We start from the raw sequence: 17,544 nt of genomic DNA, 5'->3' as shown, positions 1-17,544 counted from the left end.
ACGCTATCGCTCGCTGGTCGCGCCCCTGCGCCTGGCCCGGCACCCCTAGAATCGTCGCCATGTCTGTCACGACCCGCCGCATGCAGGATCTCACCGTCGAAGACCACACCCTCACGGTGCCGCTTGTCTGGCGCGATGACAACGACTCCCGCACGATCGAGGTCTACGCCGCGGTCGTCTCGCGCGAGGGCGGCGAGAGTCTGCCGTTTCTTGTGTTTCTGCAGGGCGGTCCGGGCAGCGAGGCGCCGCGTCCGTATCACGCGCCCGCCGCGCCGTCGTGGCTGGATGCCGCGCTCGAGCACTACCGCGTCGTGTTGGTCGATCAGCGCGGAACCGGGCGATCGACGCCGATCGGCGACGCCGACCTCGCCCGGGGCACCGACGAGCTCGTCGAGCACATCACCCACCTGCGCGCCGATGCCATCGTGCGCGACTGCGAGGCGATTCGCGAGCACCTCGGCGCGCGCACCTGGAGCGTGCTGGGCCAATCGTTCGGCGGGTTCACGACTCTGGCCCACCTGTCCACGGATGCCGCTTCGCTGCGCGAGGTCTTCTTCACCGGTGGCCTCTCGGCCGTGGGGCGGCATCCCGACGAGGTCTACGGCCTCACCTACGACAAGCTGCGCACGGCATCGGAGCGGTACTACCGGCGCTTTCCGCACCACCGCGACACCGTGCGGCGGCTGGCTGATCTGACCGATGCGGGCAGAATCGTGCTGCCCGACGGCGAGGTGGTCGCGACCTCGCGGCTGCGCTCGCTCGGGATGCTGCTGGGCTCGAACGACGGATGGCAGAAGCTGCACCACCTGCTCGACGAAGAGCCGCACACCAACGCCTTCCGGCATGATCTGGCCGACGCACTGCCATACGACACCCGCAACCCGCTGTACTTCGTGATCCACGAGTCCAGCTACGCCGACGGATTCGCGACCCGGTGGTCGGCCGACCGGGTCGAACCCGACGACTTCCGCGATGACGTGACGTTGCTGACCGGCGAGCACGTGCGCCGCGAATGGCTCGACACGGTGCCGGGTTTCCGACCCTGGAAAGAGGTCACCCTCGCCCTGGCCGAGCATGAGTGGCCGAAGGTCTACGACGCCGAGGCGCTGCGTGACTCCGACGCGCATGGTGCCGCCGCCGTGTACGTGAACGACCTGTACGTGCCGCTGGAATTCTCCCTTGAGACGGCCGCGCTGCTGCCCGGTGTGACCCCGTGGATCACGAGTGAGCACGAGCACTCCGGCCTGCGTGAGGGCGATGTGCTGCCACACCTCCTCGACCTCGCGCACGGCCGCCGCGTGCGCTGAGCCGCGTCACGCCGGCACACGCGCCGCCCCGCGCGAGCGCAGCCCGGCCGAGCGCACCCCGCACCCGTCGCGCCGTACGCGCCTCGCCGGGCCGCCCGCGCCTCGCCCGGCCGCGCCCCGCCCGGCCGCGCCCGCGCCGAGACAGGGGATTCCTCTCGAGACCGAGTGCGAGGCCCTGTGTCTCGGGACGAATCCCTTGTCTCGACGTTGATGGGTCGTGTGCCGACCGGCGCGAGCGGAGCCCGGCGCGAGCGTACCCAGCACCCGTCGCGCCGTACGCGCCCCGCGGGGCCGCCCCGCCCGGCCGCGCCCGCGCCGAGACAGGGGATTCCTCTCGAGACCGAGTGCGAGGCCCTGTGTCTCGGGACGAATCCCTTGTCTCGGCGATGATGGGTGGTGTGACGCCCCGCGCGAGCGACCCGGCGCGAGCCGACCCGCGCGAGCGACCGGGGGCGAGCGCACGCGGCGCGAGCGACCCGCGCGAGCGGCCGGTCAGCGATCGCGCAGCGCGGCGCCCATCCGCTCGATGGCCGTGCGCAGGATCGGCCGAGGCAGCGCGAGGTTGAAGCGCACCGAGCCCGCCCCGGCATCCCCGCACAGGGCGCCGTCGGTACCGGCGACGCGCGCCTGCTCGAGAAAGAACTCGGCCGGGTGGTCGCCCAGACCCAGCGCCCGACAGTCGAGCCAGGCGAGATACGTGCCCTCCGGCGGCAGATACTCCACGTCCGGCAGGTGCTCGGCGACCAGCTCGCTCATGAGCGCGCGATTGCCGTCGAGATACCCGACCACATCGCTCAGCCACCCTCGCCCGTCGGCGAAGGCGGCCGCGTTCGCGACCAGACCGGGGTTGCTGGCGCCGTGCTCGGCCGACATCGCGCGTCGGCTGTCGGCCCAGGCTGCGGCATCCCGATCATTCGACAGGATCAGCTGCGCGCACTTGAGTCCCGGCAGGTTCCAGGCCTTGGAGGCCGAGGTAGCGGTGATGGTGTGGGATGCCGCAGCCGGCGACACCGACGCATAGGGCACGTGCTGCGACGACGAGTACACGAGCGGTGAATGGATCTCGTCGGAGAACACCCGCGCCCCGTGCCGCTCGACGATCTCGGCGACCGCGAGCATCTCTTCGCGCGTGTACACCTTGCCGATCGGATTGTGCGGATTGCAGAAGACGAGCAGCCCGCCGCCGGCCGCAAGCGCGCGGTCGATGCCGTCGAGGTCGAGGTGCCAGCCGGACTCGTCGCGGTGCATCGGCACCTGGACCACTTCGCGCCCGTGCGCGGGAGGAATCGTGAGAAACGGCATGTACGCGGGCGTGGGAAGCACGATCGCACTGCCGGCAGGAGTGAAAAGCTCGATGACCGTCGACAACCCCGAGAGCACGTCGGCCAGCGGACGCACCCGCTCGAGCGGGACATCCCATCCGTAGGCGTCACGCTGCCAGTCAGCACACGCCTGCGTCATCGCGTTGACGAGCCGCGCCGGCGGGTAGCCGAACAGCCCGCCGTCGGCCCACGTATGCAGCGCGTCGTGCACGGCGGGGGCGGTGCCGAAGTCCATCTCGGCGACGAACGCGCCGATCGCGTCGGGATGCGTCGACCACTTCATGCCGCCGGCGCGGCGCAGCTCGTCTTCGGTGAGGGCGTCGAAGAAAGAGATCATCCCTCCATGATCGCCTACGGCTGCAGCAGTGTCTTTATCGCGCGACGCTCGTCCATCGCCTTGTAGCCCTCGGCGACCTCGGCCAGCGGAAGAGTCAGGTCGAAGACCAGCCCGGGATCGATCTCGCGATGCCAGATGCGGTCGATGAGGTCGGGCAGGTATCGGCGCACGGGGGCGGGACCGCCGAACAGATGCACTTCGCTGTAGAAGAGCAGCTCACCGGGCAACGACACACCGTGCGAGACGCCGACGAACCCGACATGGCCACCGGCGCGCGTCGAGCGGATAGCCTGCAGCATCGACTCCTGCGTGCCGACCGCCTCGATGACACTGTGCGCGCCGAGGCCATTCGTGAGCTCCTTGATGCGCTCGACGCCGTCATCGCCGCGCTCGGTGACGATGTCGGTCGCGCCGAAGCGCCGGGCAAGGGCCTGCCGGTCGGCGTGCCGGCTCATCGCGATGATGCGCTCGGCGCCCAGCGCCTTCGCGGCCAGCACACCGAGCAGTCCGACCGCGCCGTCACCCACGACGGCCACGGTCTTGCCGGGCCCGACGGCTGCGGCATCGGCGGCGAACCAGCCGGTGCCCAGAACATCGGATGCCGCCAGCAGCGACGGAACGAGTTCGGGCGCGGGCGCACCCGGCGTGGCCACCAGCGTGCCGTCGGCCCACGGCACGCGCAGAAGCTCGGCCTGCGCGCCCAGCGACCCCATCGACACGACGTTCACGCACCGGGACGGATACCCGGCGCGGCAGATCTCGCACGTGCCGTCGGAGGCCATGAACGAACCGATCACGAAGTCGCCGGGAGCGATGGTGCGCACCTCGGAGCCGACCTCTTCGACCACCCCGACGTACTCGTGCCCCATGCGCAGTGGACGTGTGATCGGGTTCGTGCCCCGGTAGGTCCACAGGTCCGACCCGCACACGCAGGTCGCCGCCAGACGGATGACGGCATCGGTCGGTGCCTCGATCGTCGGGTCGTCGCGCTGCTCGTACCGCACGTCTCCCGGCGCGTGGATGACTGCTCCGTACATCTGGACCTCCTCGGCTCGCCGTACCATTCTCGCGCGCTCTGTCGGCTCGCGCCGAGGTCGCGCGTGCGGCGCTGAGGTCCTCCGCCGCTACGCGGGCTGCTCGATGCGCGAGGCGTCGCCGAGTCGGTGCCACGACCTGTCGTGGTAGACAAGAGCGCCGGCGGCGGCATCCCTCGATACCTGCGACTGCAGCGCGTGCGCGGCGATCACAGTCGAGCCACCGGCATCCATGCGCTCGATCACCGCGCAGCGCACCCACGCGCGCACGTCGGAATACACCGGCTCGCCGGTGACCAGCCGCGACCAGCGATCGGTGTCGGCGAACCGGTCGACGCCGCTGGTGGCGCCCAGACGGGCCAGCGGCAGGTCGGCCGAGTCGAGCAGATGCACGACGACCGTGTCGGCCCGCACGAGCGCCGATGCCGCCGACGACAGCTGCGACACCGAGAAGATAAGCAGCGGCGGTTCGGCGCTCACCGAGGCGACCGAGGTGGCCGTGAGCGCGACGGGACCATCACCGGGGTCGGCGGTGATGACCGCGACGCCGCCGGGATGACCGCGGAACAGTGCCTTGAATTCGTCGGCGCCGAGCGACGCGAAGCCGTGCACCTGTGGCGTGGGAACGGATGCAGGAGTGCTCATGACCGCCACGCTAAGCGCGGGGCGCGGGCGGATGCGAGGGTCATGACGCGAAGCGTCACACAGCGGAAACGGGGCGAAACACACGCCCCGGCAGGGCAACGAAGCGCCGAGCATGGAGCCATGTCCACCACTTTGCAGATCGTCGCGGTGTCGGGAAGCCTGCGCGCACCCTCGACCACGAACCTTCTTCTCGAGGCGGTGCTCGACGAGATCGAGCGCGCCGTCCCCGTCGAACGCCAGGTTCTCGAGCTGCGCACGCTCGCCGTCGACCTGGCCCGGGCTCTGACCGCGGGCGCGGTGTCGGCTCCCGTGCTGGCCGCCCAACAGGCGGTGGCCGAGGCCGACATCGTCGTGGTCGGCACCCCGATCTATCGCGGCGCGTACACCGGCCTGTTCAAGGACTTCTTCGACCTGCTGCACCACGACGCCCTCGCAGACACCCCGGTGCTGTTGACCGCCGGCGGCGGCAATGACCAGCATTCACTCGCCATCGATCATGAGCTGCGTCCGCTGTTCGCCTTCTTCCGCGCGCACACCCTGCCGATCGGCGTCTATGCGCGCTCCGCCGACTTCGCCGAGGGGCGGATCATCGGCACCGCGTTGCCGGCCGCCGTCACCCGCGCGGTCGAAGCCGCACTGCCCGTGCTGAAGGCGCGGGCAGCGGCATCCCCTCTCTCGACGATTTAGTCGAGGGATGCCGCGACGCGGCGGATCCCGTCGTCGGTGAGTTCGAGCACGCCGGTCGCCTCGTCGAGCGCGTCGACGGTGGCCTCGGCGGCGCGGTCGATCTGGATGCGCGGCGCGGACGGGATCGTGTCGGCATGGTAGGTGCCTTCGCCGTAGAACTGCCCGTAGCGCAGCACGACGCCGCCGGCGGCCAGCACCGACCGCTCGAGTTCGGCGACCGAATCGTGGGCGGGCCCGGCCGGCATCGGCCAGGCGACGCTCTGCGCGAGCACGCGGGTGGTCCCCGCGGCGCGCGCGGCGGCCAGCAGGTTGTGGGTGCCCTCGATGCGGATGCGGGCGTGGCGCTCGCGGAAATCCTCGATCTGGGCGGGGTCGTCGGGCAGATCGGTCAGCTCGTGCAGCACGAGGTCGGGCTGGTACCCGGCCAGCGCGGCGGCCAGGGCGTCGGCGTCGTAGACATCGCAGACGACCGAGGTCGCACCCAGCTCGTCGATCAGGGCCGCGTTCTGCGGCGAACGGGTGAGCCCGGCCACCTCGTGACCGGCGATCCGCAGCAGCGGCACGAGACGACGACCGATCACGCCGGATGCCCCGGCCAAGAACACGCGCATGTTCCCGATGGTAGGCCCGACGTGGCTGTGCGGGGCCGGAGCCGTGCCACGCCGCGTCGCGGCATCCCGCAGCGTGACTATCGTGGATCCATGAGCGAGCTCCATCCCGACACCATTGCCGTGCACGCGGGCAGGGAGGGGCTCGACGAACTCGGCGTGCACGCGCTGCCGATCGACCTGTCGTCGACCAACCCGCTGCCCGACATCGAACGCGGCGGCGACTCATACGAGGCGCTCACCGGCGGCAGGCGCCCGCCCGAAGCAGGCAGCAACGTCTACGGCCGGCTGTGGAACCCCACCGTCGCGCGGTTCGAAGACGCTCTCGCCGCGCTCGAGGGTGCCGACGAGGCTGTCGCGTTCGCGTCGGGAATGGCCGCGATGACCGCCGCGCTTCTCGCGCTGTGCGCGGCGACCGGCAAGCGGCACGTGGTCGGAGTGCGGCCGCTCTACGGCGGCACCGATGCGCTGCTGGCCGGTGATCTGCTGGGCATCGAGCGCACGTTCTGCGCTGTGGATGCCGTGGCCCCGGCGATCCGCGATGACACCGGGCTCGTCGTGATGGAGACCCCGGCCAACCCCACCCTCGACCTCGTCGACATCGCCGCGGTCGTCGCCCAGGCCGGGGACGTTCCGGTTCTCGTCGACAACACCTTCGCCACCCCGGTGCTGCAGAACCCGCTCGCACACGGCGCACGCCTGGCGCTGCACAGCGCGACGAAGTACATCGGCGGACACGGCGACGTCATCGCCGGCGCTATCGCGTGCGATGCCGACACGGCCATCGCGCTGCGACGAGTGCGCACCGCGACCGGCTCGGTGCTGCATCCCCTGGCCGGATATCTTCTGCATCGCGGACTGACAACGCTGCCGGTGCGCATGCGCGCCCAGCAGCAGAACGCTCAGCGGATCGCGGCGGCTCTGCGGCAGCATCCCGCCGTCGCCCGCGTGTACTACCCCGATGCCGACACCACCGGAATCCTCGGCACGCAGCTGCGCGGACCCGGCGCCATGGTCTCGATAGCCTTGCGCGGCGGATTCGACGCCGCCGAGCGCTTCACCTCGGCGCTGCGCATCTTCACTCACGCCGTCTCACTGGGTGGAGTGGACTCGCTCGTGCAGCATCCCGCCGCCATCAGCCACCGGCATGTCGCCCCCGAAGCGCGGCCCGGCGCCGACGTGGTGCGCCTGTCGATCGGCCTCGAAGACGCCGACGACCTCGTCGCCGACCTGGCGGCGGCGCTGGGGTGATGATCCGGCTGAATCCCCGCGCGCGCCGCACGACCTAGACTGGAAGAGTCCGCCTCGCCGTTCGCGAGCCCTCTCCTGTCGAGGTTCCGCCGTGTCTTCTGCCTCTGCCGCACGCCCGCTTGAGGTGCGCCATCTGCAGCTCGCGCGCGCCGTCGCCGCCGCAATCGCCGCCGCGATGGTCACGTTCTCGCCCGACCATTCCTCGGCGTTCGGCCTTTCGGTGTTCAGCGGCTTCGCGATTCTGACGGCGATCATGATGTTCGCGGCGGCCTGGCTCGTCTATCCCAGGGGGCGTCGCGGCGCTGCCGTGTTGATCGGCGTGCTCGACGTGGTCGCCGGCATGATCGCCGGCATCGGACCCTTGCGCAGCGACACCACGTTCTTCGTGCTCGTGGCGGTGTGGGCCCTGGCCACCGGTGTCGCCGAGGGCGTGGTCGGGCTGCGCGCCCGGCGCGCGGGCCTGCCCGACGCGCGCGACGCGATCTTCATCGGCGCGCTGGGCGTCGTGCTGGCCATCGCGCTGCTGTGCGTTCCGGCCGGGTACGCCTTGAACTACACGATCGACGAGGCGCACCAGACCTTCACCCTGACCGGCATCACGATCGGCGTCGGCATCTTCGGCGCGTACACGGCGATAGCGGCCGTGTATCTGGGCATCGCCGGATTCTCCCCACGCAAAGACGCCACGCCCGAGTTGGCCGCGGCATCCGATGAACACCCCGGAGGTGCCGCATGAGCGACCAGCGCCCCACCACTCGCCGCGACCTGATGAGGCCCGCGCAGCTGCTCGGACTCGCCCTCGTCGCCGCGCTTTTCGCGGGTGTGGTCACCCTCGTGGCGATGGGATTCTTCCAGAACCGATTCCCCGGCGAGTCGGCCCATGCGCTGGTGGTGGCCGGCGTCGTCGCCGGCATCACGTTCATCGTGACGGTGGTCGTCATCTCGTTGCTGCTGCTGGCTGTGCAGCCCACGCAGGTCACGCACGCCGTCGATAAGCCGGTGCTGATCGCCCGGGACGACGCCGTGGAGCACGACGCCGCCGCGGGTCGGGATGCCGCGGCGGGGCGGGATGCCGCGGCGGGGCGGGATGCTGCGGGTAGGGATGCTGCGGGGCGGGGTGCTGCGGGTCGGGGTGCCGCGGCGAAGCCGGCCGACGACGAACGCGGAACGCCCACGGATCACTGAGGCGGGCTCCCCGCGCGATGCGCGCGCTACCCATTTCTGCGTTCGCTACTCGTTTCTGCGTTCGCGCCCGCCTGCGCGTGCTACCCGTTTCTGCGTTCGCTATTCGTTTCTGCGTTCGCGCCCCCGTTTCGCGGGGCGTTTTCGTTCGCGCTGTTGTTTTCTGCTGATGCGCATGCGATTTGCGTGCGCGTTCGCGGAATGGGGTAGCGGGAGTGAAGCAGGGGCTCCCGCGCGCCCGCCTGCGCCCGCGCGCGCTACTCGTTTCTGCGTTCGCTGCTCGTGTCTGTGTTCGCGCCTCCGTTTCGCGGGGTGCTTTCGTTCGCGCTGTTGTTTTCTGCTGATGCGCATGCGATTTGCGTGCGCGTTCGCGGAATGGGGTAGCGCGAGTCAAGCAGGGGCGCTCCGCGTCGGCTCGGTGTCCTCGCGCGCTGCCCGGATCCCACACGCGCTACCCGTTTCTGCGTTCGCTGCTCGTGTCTGCGTTCGCGCCCGCCTGCGTTCGCTACTCGTTTCTGCGTTCGCTGCTCGTGTCTGCGTTCGTGCCCCCGTTTCGCGGGGCGTTTTCGTTCGCGCTGTCGCTTTCTGCTGATGCGCATGCGATTTGCGTGCGCGTTCGCCGGAAGGGGTAGCGCGAGTGAAGTAGGGGCGCTCCGCGTCGGCTCGGTGTCCTCGCGCGCTGCCCGGATCCTGCACCCGCTACCCGTTTCTGCGTTCGCTGCTCGTTTCTGCGTTCGCGCCCGCCTGCGTTCGCTACTCGTTTCTGCGTTCGTTGCTCGTGTCTGCGTTCGTGCCCCCGTTTCGCGGGGCGTTTTCGTTCGCGCTGTTGTTTTCTGCTGATGCGCATGCGATTTGCGTGCGCGTTCGCGGAATGGGGTAGCGCGAGTGAAGTAGGGGCTCCCGCGCGCAACCTCGCCCCGCGCCCGCCCACCCGCGCAGCGCGACCGTGGCGCTATCGCGCGAGCTGCTCGGCAACCCCCGTGTAGCTGGCCGGCGTCAGTGTGAGCAGGCGCTGCTTCGCGGCATCCGAGATGTCGAGTCCACGCACGAACGCAGCCAGATCGTCGCGGCCCACCCGGTGTCCACGGGTGAGGTCCTTCAGCAGGGCGTAGGGGTCGGTGATTGACGAGTTTCCGGCCGCGATCTCGCCGCGCACCACGGTCTGGATGGCCTCGGCCAGCACCTCCCAGTTGGCGTCGAGATCAGCCAGCAGCACGTCGCGTGAGAGAGAGATGTTGTCAAGTCCGCGCAGCAGGTTCTCCAGCGCCAGCAGCGAATGGCCGAACGCCACCCCGATGTTGCGCTGGGTGGTCGAGTCGGTCAGGTCGCGCTGCATGCGCGAGGTCACCAGGGTCGAGGCGAGCGTCGCGAACAAGCCCCCCGAGATCTCGAGGTTCGCCTCGGCGTTCTCGAACCGGATCGGGTTGATCTTGTGCGGCATGGTCGACGAGCCGGTCGCGCCGGCCACGGGAATCTGTGCGAAGAAGCCGAGCGAGATGTAGGTCCAGACATCCGTCGCCAGATTGTGCAGGATGCCGCCGGCATGCCGCGCGCGGTCGTAGAGTTCGACCTGCCAATCGTGCGACTCGATCTGGGTGGTCAGCGGATTGAAGCCGATCCCGAGCCCGGAGATGAACGAGCGCGAGAGCTCCTGCCAGTCGACGTCGGGCGCCGCGGCCAGGTGCGCCGACCACGTTCCGGTCGCGCCGGAGAATTTCGCCAGGTACTCGCCGCCCTCGATCTGTGCGGCCACGCGCTCGAGGCGCCAGGCGAACACGGCCAGCTCTTTGCCCATGGTCGAGGGGGTCGCCGGCTGCCCATGCGTGCGCGACAGCATCGCGGCATCCGCGTGCTCGTGAGCCATGGCACGCAGCTTGGCGATGACCTCGCGCAGCTTGGGCAGCCAGACGCCGGTCACCGCGCGCTGCACGGTCAGCGCATAGGAGGCGGAGTTGATGTCTTCGCTCGTGCAGGCGAAGTGGGTGAGCTCGGCGATGGCGTCGAGCCCGAGCGCCGACAGCCGGTCGCGCACGAGGTACTCGACGGCCTTGACGTCGTGGCGGGTGACGGCCTCTTTTTCGGCGAGCCAGTCGATCTCGGCCTGACCGAAGTTCTCATAGAGCTCGCGCAGACGCCGCTTGTCGGCATCCCGCAACGGCTGTGTGCCGAACAGACCGCGGTCGGTCAGTGCTATCAGCCATTCCACCTCGACCTCGACGCGGGCGCGATTCAGCCCGGCTTCGGAGAGGTGCTCGGCCAGCCCGACGACGACGTCGCGGTAGCGTCCGTCGAGGGGGCTCAGGGGCTGAGGGGGCAGAGTGGTCACGGGTCTCCCGTCCGTCGGGCGCGCCACGGGTCAGCCGGCAGCACGGATCGCGGGTTCGAGTTGCCGGAAGAGCGCCCGGCACGCACTCTCGATCATACCGAGCACCTCGTCGAACATCTCGGGCGCCGCATAGTAGGGGTCGGGCACATCGCGGGCACCATGCGCGTGCGGGTCGAACGAGAGCAGCAGGGCGATCTTCGCCTCGTCTTCGTCGTCGCGCGCCCACTCGCGCAGCACGCGCTCGTGTCCGGTGTCGAGTGCGACAACGAGATCGTTCTCGTCGAAGTCGCGGTAGGAGAACTGGCGTGCGCGGTGCGCGTCTGCGGTGAACTCATGGCGTCGCAACGCGTCGAGGGTGCGGCGATCGGCGCGCTCGCCGACATGCCAGTCGCCGGTACCCGCGCTGGTGGACACGATGCGGTCGCCGAGTCCGACCGAATCGGCGAACCAGCGGAACACGACCTCTGCCATCGGCGATCGGCAGATGTTGCCCGTGCACACGAACACGACGCGAAAGGGCGCGGAACCACCGGTCATCTCTCCATTCTGCTGACTCGGGATGCCGCAGCCCAAGATTTTTCGCACGATTCCTCCCCAGGCATCCCCCCGACGCGAGTTGTCCACGGAAGTGGCACGGTGGTCTTCCGGGCGCTCTGCGCGGTGCCAGTGTCGAAGAATGGACCCGGTTCTGACGACCTTGGATGCCGCGCTGCAGACACTCGACGACGTCGCCGCCGCCCTGCCCGTCTTGCGCGCGCAGGCGACGACGATCGCCGCCGAGACCGCGTGGGAGTCGGCCGCCGTGGCCCAGTATCACCGCCGGTGGCAACGGTGGGACGACGACATCGTCGCCCTTCTCGCAGGCGTCGACGATGAGCGCGAAGAGCTGCGCGTGGCGCGGGCCGGCCGCGTGGTGGCGCTGGCGGGGGCGCAGTGAGCGCGAGGCGGGCGTGCGGTGGGGGCGGGCATGCTCATGCCGTGCGAGGCGGCGTGGCGCGGTACGTGTGCGGGCGGTGCGTGTGTGGGCGGCGTGGGCGGGGCGGGCGGTGCGTGTGCGGGTGCGGGCGGTGCGTGTGTGGGCGGCGTGGGCGGGGCGTGTGCGGGCGGTGCGGCGGGGTGTCCGCATGCCGTGCGGGGCGGGCGTGCGCATGCCGTCCGGGGCGGGCGTGCGCATGAGCGATGACATCACGATCCGTGACGGGGGTGTCGTGGCGGTCGACACCGAGAGCCTGCGGCGCGCGGCCGCCCGGTGGGCCGTCCTGCGGACACGGCTGCGGGATGCCGCGCAGGCGCTGTCGACCGCGGCTCGGAACCTGTCCGCATTGGGGCCTGAGGCCACCGCCGTACTGTCGACCACGACCTCCCTCATCGGGCGGTCGGCCTGGATGGCGTCGTCGTGCGCCGACGACCTCGATGACCTGGTCGCCGACCTGCGCACCGCCGCCGATACCTACGAGGTGATCGAGCTTCGTGCGCGCGCGGCGGTGCACGGCGGCGTCGGGACGGTGGCGGCGCGCTCTCTCGCGTTGATGGTGTTCGGGTCGCGGCATCCCGAGGCCCTCGCGCACGCCGATGCCGCCTCGGCGGCCCGTGACCTGCAGGTCGGGGCGCAGCTGGCCGGCCCGTCCAACGGCGGAGTGATGCTGGCGCCGGCGCTGGTCGCCCTCGCGTCGCCGCTGTTCGGCCTCGAGCTGATGTCGATCGCCGGTGCGTTGCCACAGGCGGCACAGGGTGCGCAGGCGCTCATCCGCATGTTGGGCGCAGGCAGAATCGCACCCGGAATGACCCTGGCCGGTGCGGCGGAACCGGTGCGACTGCAGCAGACCTTTGCCTCGTCACTCGTGTCGCCGCCCGACGGGCTCGCCGATGCCCTCGGTCGCATTCCCGACGACGACGCGCGCGTGCGCATCGAGAGCTACGCAATGCCCGACGGCTCGATGCGCTATGCCGTCTACCTGGCCGGCACGCGTGATTTCGTGCCCGGCGGCGATGAGACCGATCCGTGGGACATGCGCTCCAACCTTGAGATGTACTTCGGTCAGGACTCCGCCGCCTACGAGGCTGTGCAGGCGGCGATGGCGGATGCCGGTGTTCCGCCGGGCGCGCAGGTGTACCTGTTCGGGCACTCACAGGGCGGGATGATCGCCGATTGGCTGGCGGTGCAAGGCGGGTACGACGTGTCGATGCTGGTGACGGCGGGGTCGCCGACCGAGGCGGCGGTGGGCGACGAGACGCTGAGTGTGCAGCTGCGGCACACAGATGATGTCGTGCAGAGCCTGGCCGCCGGCGGGTCGGATGCGCGTGTCGGCGCCGAGGGGAGCATGGTCGTCGAACGCGCCGGTGACCCGGTGCCCGGCCTGCAGGATCTCTCGGTGGCCGCGCACCATCTGACGGCGTACGTCGCGACGGCCCGGATGGTGGATGCCGCAGCCGACCCGCGTGCTGCCCAGATGCGGGTGGCACTCGGCGAGTTGCGTGGCGCGAGGTCGGTGGCGGCGGCCGAGTACAACGCGGCGCGGGTGGGCGCGCCGGTCGCGCCGAAGCCGGTGCCGACGCCGTCGCCGGGTCCGTCGCCGGTGCCACCGCCGTCCTCCTCGCCGCCCTCCTCACCGGGTTCGCGTTCGGTTCGCAGGAACTTTTGGTGATCCCGGGCGTGTCGGGGGCCTCGGCGGGGTGATTCTGCAGAATGTCCTGCGAGCTGAACGGCGCGCGGCTGAACGGGCAGCACGGCCGGCGCGGCGGGGCGCCGAGGTCGGCCCAGTGCGGCGCCGAGGTCAGCCCGCGAGCACCCCGGCCGCCTGCCGGGCGGCGCCCAGCGCGACGTATTCGGCGGGCGCGGGCACCTCGACCGGAATGCCGAGCACGTCCGGCGCGATGCGCTGCACGGCCTCGGACTGCGCCCCGCCGCCGATCAGCAAGGCCCGATGCAGCGGAACGCCGAGCTCGCGCAACGTCTGCATTCCGTAGGCGAGTCCGCCCAGCATCCCCTCGACTGCAGCGCGGGCGAGGTTCTCGCGTGTTGTCGAGGCCAGCGTCATCCCCGAGAGGGTCGCCGTGGCGTCGGGCAGGTTCGGGGTGCGTTCACCCTCGAAGTACGGCTCGAGCCGCAGCCCGCCGGCCCCCGGGTCGGCGCTCAGCGCCAGCGCGCTGAGCCCGGCGTGATCGACGCCGAGCAGCCCGCGGATCGCCTCGAGCACGCGTGACGCGTTGATCGTGGCCACCAACGGCAGCCAGTGTCCATCGGCCGACGCGAAGCCCGCCACGGTGCCGCTGGGGTCGATGACGCGCTCGCCGCTGACGGCGAAGACCGTGCCGCTCGTGCCGATCGACACGACAGCGTCACCGGGCTGCGCGCCCAGGCCCAGCGCCGCACCGGCGTTGTCGCCGGCACCGCCGCCGACCGTGCGGCCCGCGGCATCCCGAACAGACTCGCCGGCTTCGAGCACACGCGGCAGCACGGCGTCGTGGCCGAGGGCGGCCACGAGCAGCTCGCGGTCGTACCCGTTCTCGCCCCAGTAGCCGGTGCCCGAGGCATCAGACCGGTCGGTGACCAGCTCGGAGAGGTCGGGATTCGAGGGTCCGAACCCGCGCAGCCGCCAGGTCAGCCAGTCGTGCGGCAGGGCGACGGCGGCTACGCGCGCGGCGTGAGCGGGCTCGTTGTCGCGCAGCCAGCGCAGCTTGGTGATGGTGAACGAGGCGACCGGCACCAGGCCGGTACGCGCTGCCAGGGCGTCGGCACCGAATTCGGAGATGAGATCGGCTGCCGCCCCCGCCGAACGTGTGTCGTTCCACAGCAGCGCGGGCCGGATCACCTCACCGGCCTCGTCGAGCACGACCATGCCATGCTGCTGGCCACCAATCGCCCAGGCCGCGACATCGTCCAGCCCACCGGCCTCGGCGATCGCGGTCTGAAGGGCGTCCCACCACGCGGCCGGGTCGGCCTCGGTGCCGTTCGGATGCGACGCGCGACCCTGCCGCTCAATACGGCCGGTCGCGGCGTCGACCACCACGACCTTGCATGACTGGGTCGACGAGTCGACCCCTGCCACCAGCGCCATGGCGCCTCTCCTTCGTCGGTTGTCGTCGGTACAGCGTGCAACAACTCAGTCTGCGCGCGGGCCCTGCCGGGAGCGAACCGCGTGAATCCGCGGCCGTGTCTTTGCCGGGGGTGCGCACAGACTGAGTTGTTGCACGGGGTGGTCGCCGCTCTCCGATCAAATCTGGCTGAGGGCGACCACCCCGTGCGGACGGGTGTCAGCGCGCGCCGAGCAGGTGCTCGGTGGCCAGCTGCTGCAGGCGCACGAAGCCGAAGCCCTTGCCGCCGAAGTACACGTCGGGGTCGAAGTCCTCGAACGCCGAGCGGTCGGCCAGCAGTTCGGCATACCCCTCGCCCGCACCGAGCGTCGGCTCGGCGAGCTCGGCCACCCGAGCGGCGGCCAGGGCCTCCTTGACCTCGGGGTCGGCGCGGAAGGCGGCGGCGCGCTCCTTGAGCAGCAGGTAGGTGCGCATGTTGGCGGCGGCCGAGTCCCACACACCGGTCTCGTCTTCGGTGCGCGACGGCTTGTAGTCGAAGTGGCGCGGGCCGTCGTAGGCCTGGCCGCCCTCGGGGCCACCGTTCTCGAGCAGATCAACGAGCGCGAAGGCGTTGTGCAGGTCGCCGTGACCGAAGACGAGGTCCTGGTCGTACTTGATGCCGCGCTGGCCGTTCAGGTCGATGTGGAAAAGCTTGCCGTGGTACAGCGCCTGGGCGATGCCGGCGGCGAAGTTCAGCCCGGCCATCTGCTCGTGCCCGACCTCGGGGTTCAGGCCCACCATCTCGGGGTGCTCGAGCGAGCCGATGAACGCGAGCGCGTGTCCGACGGTCGGCAGCAGGATGTCGCCGCGCGGCTCGTTCGGCTTGGGCTCGATGGCGAAGCGGATGTCATAGCCCTTGTCGATGACGTACTCCGAGAGCAGGTTGACGCCCTCGCGGTAGCGCTCCAGGGCCGAGCGGATGTCCTTCGCGGCGTCGTACTCGGCGCCTTCGCGGCCGCCCCACATGACGAGCGTCTTCGCGCCGAGCTCGGCGCCCAGGTCGATCTGGCGCAGCACCTTGCGCAGCGCGTAGCGGCGCACGGCGCGGTCGTTGGAGGTGAAGCCGCCGTCCTTGAACACCGGCGGGCTGAACAGGTTGGTGGTGACCATCGGCACGACCAGGCCGGTGTCGGCCAGCACCTGCTTGAGGCGGTCGATCTGGTTCTGGCGCTCGGCGTCAGTGGAGCCGAACGCGAACAGGTCGTCGTCGTGGAACGTGAGACCGTACGCGCCGAGCTCGGCGAGCTTCTCGACGGCGTGGACGACATCGAGGGCGGGACGGGTCGGGCCGCCGAACGGGTCGGTTCCGTTGTAGCCGATCGTCCAGAGGCCGAACGTGAACTTGTCGGCGGGGGTGGGGGTGACCATGACGCTCCTTCGCGGCGCAAGAGATCAAATGTTGTGAGTGACAACCTATACCAGAATGGATGCCGCGTCCAGTGGTTCGTCGATATGAACAACAAATCCCGTACAGTGGTCGCGTGAGTCGTACGAAACAGACGGGTGTGCGCGAGGCCAACCTCTCCCACGTGCTGCGTCTCGTGCACCTGAACGGCCCCCTCTCGCGCGCGATCATCACCGCGCGCACGGGCCTGAACCGTTCGACGGTGGGCGACCTCGTGACCGAGTTGACCGGTGCCGGCCTCGTGCTCGAGCGCGAACCGGCGGCGCACGGCCGGGTGGGCCGCCCCTCGCCCGTCGTCGACATCGATCCACGACCCGTGGTCGTCGCGGCCAACCCCGAGGTGGACGCCCTCACCGTGGCCGCTGTCGGCCTTGACCGCGGCATCCGCGCTCGTGCCCGCCTCGAGCGCAACGAGCTTCTCACCCCTGCCGAGACCGCCCGGCTGATCGCCGCGCAGATCCAGGCGTGGCGAGGCGACGAACTGGCCGACGCGCGCGTGCTGTCGGTCGGGGTCGCCGTGCCCGGTCCGGTGCGTGCGGCCGACGGTCTGGTGCGCGCGGCGCCTCATCTGCAGTGGACGGATGCTCCGCTCGGCCCGCTTGTCACCGAGGCGACCGGACTACCGGCGGCGATCGGCAACGACGCGAACATGGGTGCGGTCGCCGAGCACTTGTTCGGGGCGGCGCGCGGCGTGGATCACGTGGTCTACCTCAACGGCGGCGCGAGCGGCATCGGCGGCGGGATCATCATCGGCGGGCGTGCGCTGGTGGGAGCCGGCGGATACGCGGGCGAGTTCGGTCAGAGTCGCCCCGCCGTCGCCAGCGAAGACGATCGGCGCAGCGCGCTGGGCACGCTCGAAGACGAAGTGAGTCGGCGCCGCCTGCTCGATGTCGTGGGGCTGCGGGCGGTCGACGAGCCGGAGCTGGCCGAGGCTCTGGCGTCGTCGAGCGACCCCGCTGTGGTCGCCGAGGTCACGCGGCAGCGCCGCATCCTGGCGACCGCGCTGGCCAATGCGGTGAACGGACTGAACCCGTCGGTGCTCGTTCTGGGCGGGTTTCTCGCGACGATCGCCGCGCAGGATCTGCCCGGGCTGCTGGCCGACGTGCGGGCGCAGTCGATGCCGACCTCGGGCGAAGACATCGACATCCGCCTGGCGACGCTGGCCGGTGACCGGCTGCTGATCGGGGCGGCTGAGGCGGCGTTCGCCGAGCTGCTGCGCGACCCGATCGCCGCCCTCGCCCACTGACCCTCGCCCGCGGCGCGCGGCTCGTCCGTGCCGCCGAGCGGGGGAAATTCCATATGGAATTGACGAGACCACATCATCCTGACGCAGGAATGATGTGGTCTCGACAATTCGATATGGAAC

At 70.6% G+C, this 17,544-nt stretch carries 16 protein-coding genes; 8 read left to right on the top strand and 8 right to left on the bottom strand.

Annotated features, from left to right (window positions below):
• Positions 1-59: 59 nt before the first annotated feature.
• Positions 60-1,307, top strand: a complete 1,248-nt coding sequence (locus ET475_RS06050) for an alpha/beta fold hydrolase (protein ID WP_129387216.1) — start codon at positions 60-62, stop codon at positions 1,305-1,307.
• A 492-nt stretch (positions 1,308-1,799) separates the two neighbouring features.
• On the opposite strand, the gene ET475_RS06045 is transcribed toward ET475_RS06050, so the two are convergent.
• The 3 genes from ET475_RS06045 to ET475_RS06035 all read right to left on the bottom strand — a co-directional run bounded on the left by ET475_RS06045 (position 1,800) and on the right by ET475_RS06035 (position 4,645).
• Positions 1,800-2,966 carry a MalY/PatB family protein gene (locus ET475_RS06045; RefSeq protein WP_129387213.1) on the bottom strand — a complete coding sequence of 389 codons (1,167 nt, stop codon included), beginning with the start codon at positions 2,964-2,966 and terminating at the stop codon, positions 1,800-1,802.
• A 14-nt stretch (positions 2,967-2,980) separates the two neighbouring features.
• Positions 2,981-4,003 carry a zinc-dependent alcohol dehydrogenase family protein gene (locus tag ET475_RS06040; RefSeq protein ID WP_129387210.1) on the bottom strand — a complete coding sequence of 341 codons (1,023 nt, stop codon included), beginning with the start codon at positions 4,001-4,003 and terminating at the stop codon, positions 2,981-2,983.
• 87 nt (positions 4,004-4,090) lie between these two features.
• Positions 4,091-4,645, bottom strand: a complete 555-nt coding sequence (locus tag ET475_RS06035; protein ID WP_129387207.1) for a flavin reductase family protein — start codon at positions 4,643-4,645, stop codon at positions 4,091-4,093.
• Positions 4,646-4,765: 120 nt separating this feature from the next.
• On the opposite strand from ET475_RS06035, the gene ET475_RS06030 reads away from it, so the two are divergent.
• The gene (locus tag ET475_RS06030) at positions 4,766-5,332 is read left to right on the top strand and encodes an NAD(P)H-dependent oxidoreductase (RefSeq protein ID WP_129387204.1); all 567 of its coding nucleotides are present in this window, start codon (positions 4,766-4,768) and stop codon (positions 5,330-5,332) included.
• Here the strand turns inward: ET475_RS06030 and ET475_RS06025 are convergent.
• Entirely contained in the window at positions 5,329-5,943 is a 615-nt protein-coding gene (locus ET475_RS06025; RefSeq protein WP_129387201.1) for an NAD-dependent epimerase/dehydratase family protein, read from the bottom strand. The genes ET475_RS06030 and ET475_RS06025 overlap by 4 nt on opposite strands.
• Positions 5,944-6,033: 90 nt before the next feature.
• Here ET475_RS06025 and ET475_RS06020 point away from each other — a divergent pair, with 90 nt between their 5' ends.
• The 3 genes from ET475_RS06020 to ET475_RS18310 all read left to right on the top strand — a co-directional run bounded on the left by ET475_RS06020 (position 6,034) and on the right by ET475_RS18310 (position 8,376).
• The gene (locus ET475_RS06020) at positions 6,034-7,191 is read left to right on the top strand and encodes a trans-sulfuration enzyme family protein (protein ID WP_129387198.1); all 1,158 of its coding nucleotides are present in this window, start codon (positions 6,034-6,036) and stop codon (positions 7,189-7,191) included.
• Positions 7,192-7,282: 91 nt separating this feature from the next.
• Positions 7,283-7,927 carry a DUF308 domain-containing protein gene (locus tag ET475_RS06015; protein ID WP_129387195.1) on the top strand — a complete coding sequence of 215 codons (645 nt, stop codon included), beginning with the start codon at positions 7,283-7,285 and terminating at the stop codon, positions 7,925-7,927.
• Positions 7,924-8,376: an amino acid transporter gene (locus ET475_RS18310; RefSeq protein WP_129387192.1), complete on the top strand. Its 453-nt coding sequence runs from the start codon at positions 7,924-7,926 to the stop codon at positions 8,374-8,376. The genes ET475_RS06015 and ET475_RS18310 overlap by 4 nt, the downstream gene beginning before the upstream one ends.
• Before the next feature lie 949 nt (positions 8,377-9,325).
• Here ET475_RS18310 and purB read toward each other — a convergent pair.
• Both purB and ET475_RS06000 read right to left on the bottom strand, forming a co-directional pair.
• A complete protein-coding gene (gene purB / locus ET475_RS06005) occupies positions 9,326-10,699 on the bottom strand; it encodes an adenylosuccinate lyase (protein ID WP_129387189.1) in 1,374 nt (457 codons plus the stop codon).
• A 30-nt stretch (positions 10,700-10,729) separates the two neighbouring features.
• Entirely contained in the window at positions 10,730-11,236 is a 507-nt protein-coding gene (locus ET475_RS06000) for a low molecular weight protein-tyrosine-phosphatase (protein WP_129387186.1), read from the bottom strand.
• A 139-nt stretch (positions 11,237-11,375) separates the two neighbouring features.
• Between ET475_RS06000 and ET475_RS05995 the strand changes: the two genes are divergently transcribed.
• On the top strand, positions 11,376-11,636 hold the full coding sequence (locus ET475_RS05995) for a hypothetical protein (RefSeq protein WP_129387183.1): 261 nt from the start codon (positions 11,376-11,378) through the stop codon (positions 11,634-11,636).
• Positions 11,637-11,871: 235 nt separating this feature from the next.
• Positions 11,872-13,344 carry a lipase family protein gene (locus ET475_RS05990; RefSeq protein WP_129387180.1) on the top strand — a complete coding sequence of 491 codons (1,473 nt, stop codon included), beginning with the start codon at positions 11,872-11,874 and terminating at the stop codon, positions 13,342-13,344.
• 129 nt (positions 13,345-13,473) lie between these two features.
• On the opposite strand, the gene xylB is transcribed toward ET475_RS05990, so the two are convergent.
• Both xylB and xylA read right to left on the bottom strand, forming a co-directional pair.
• Positions 13,474-14,757 carry a xylulokinase gene (gene xylB / locus ET475_RS05985; protein WP_129387177.1) on the bottom strand — a complete coding sequence of 428 codons (1,284 nt, stop codon included), beginning with the start codon at positions 14,755-14,757 and terminating at the stop codon, positions 13,474-13,476.
• Positions 14,758-14,953: 196 nt separating this feature from the next.
• Positions 14,954-16,141 carry a xylose isomerase gene (gene xylA, locus ET475_RS05980; protein WP_129387174.1) on the bottom strand — a complete coding sequence of 396 codons (1,188 nt, stop codon included), beginning with the start codon at positions 16,139-16,141 and terminating at the stop codon, positions 14,954-14,956.
• Positions 16,142-16,254: 113 nt separating this feature from the next.
• Here xylA and ET475_RS05975 point away from each other — a divergent pair, with 113 nt between their 5' ends.
• On the top strand, positions 16,255-17,424 hold the full coding sequence (locus ET475_RS05975) for an ROK family transcriptional regulator (protein WP_242497787.1): 1,170 nt from the start codon (positions 16,255-16,257) through the stop codon (positions 17,422-17,424).
• Positions 17,425-17,544: the final 120 nt, after the last annotated feature.

The organism is Microbacterium protaetiae, assembly GCF_004135285.1.
Classification (GTDB): domain Bacteria; phylum Actinomycetota; class Actinomycetes; order Actinomycetales; family Microbacteriaceae; genus Microbacterium; species Microbacterium protaetiae.
This window is presented reverse-complemented; position numbering and strand designations above follow the sequence as displayed.

Excerpts from the sequence above, each read along its gene's own strand:
- ET475_RS06000 (WP_129387186.1), bottom strand. The coding sequence starts at position 11,236 with ATGACCGGTGGTTCCGCGCCCTTTCGCGTCGTGTTCGTGTGCACGGGC.
- ET475_RS05995 (WP_129387183.1), top strand. The coding sequence starts at position 11,376 with ATGGACCCGGTTCTGACGACCTTGGATGCCGCGCTGCAGACACTCGAC.
- ET475_RS18310 (WP_129387192.1), top strand. The coding sequence starts at position 7,924 with ATGAGCGACCAGCGCCCCACCACTCGCCGCGACCTGATGAGGCCCGCG.
- ET475_RS05990 (WP_129387180.1), top strand. The coding sequence starts at position 11,872 with ATGAGCGATGACATCACGATCCGTGACGGGGGTGTCGTGGCGGTCGAC.
- ET475_RS06035 (WP_129387207.1), bottom strand. The coding sequence starts at position 4,645 with ATGAGCACTCCTGCATCCGTTCCCACGCCACAGGTGCACGGCTTCGCG.
- ET475_RS06040 (WP_129387210.1), bottom strand. The coding sequence starts at position 4,003 with ATGTACGGAGCAGTCATCCACGCGCCGGGAGACGTGCGGTACGAGCAG.
- ET475_RS06025 (WP_129387201.1), bottom strand. The coding sequence starts at position 5,943 with ATGCGCGTGTTCTTGGCCGGGGCATCCGGCGTGATCGGTCGTCGTCTC.
- xylB (WP_129387177.1), bottom strand. The coding sequence starts at position 14,757 with ATGGCGCTGGTGGCAGGGGTCGACTCGTCGACCCAGTCATGCAAGGTC.
- ET475_RS06050 (WP_129387216.1), top strand. The coding sequence starts at position 60 with ATGTCTGTCACGACCCGCCGCATGCAGGATCTCACCGTCGAAGACCAC.
- ET475_RS06045 (WP_129387213.1), bottom strand. The coding sequence starts at position 2,966 with ATGATCTCTTTCTTCGACGCCCTCACCGAAGACGAGCTGCGCCGCGCC.
- xylA (WP_129387174.1), bottom strand. The coding sequence starts at position 16,141 with ATGGTCACCCCCACCCCCGCCGACAAGTTCACGTTCGGCCTCTGGACG.
- ET475_RS06030 (WP_129387204.1), top strand. The coding sequence starts at position 4,766 with ATGTCCACCACTTTGCAGATCGTCGCGGTGTCGGGAAGCCTGCGCGCA.
- ET475_RS06020 (WP_129387198.1), top strand. The coding sequence starts at position 6,034 with ATGAGCGAGCTCCATCCCGACACCATTGCCGTGCACGCGGGCAGGGAG.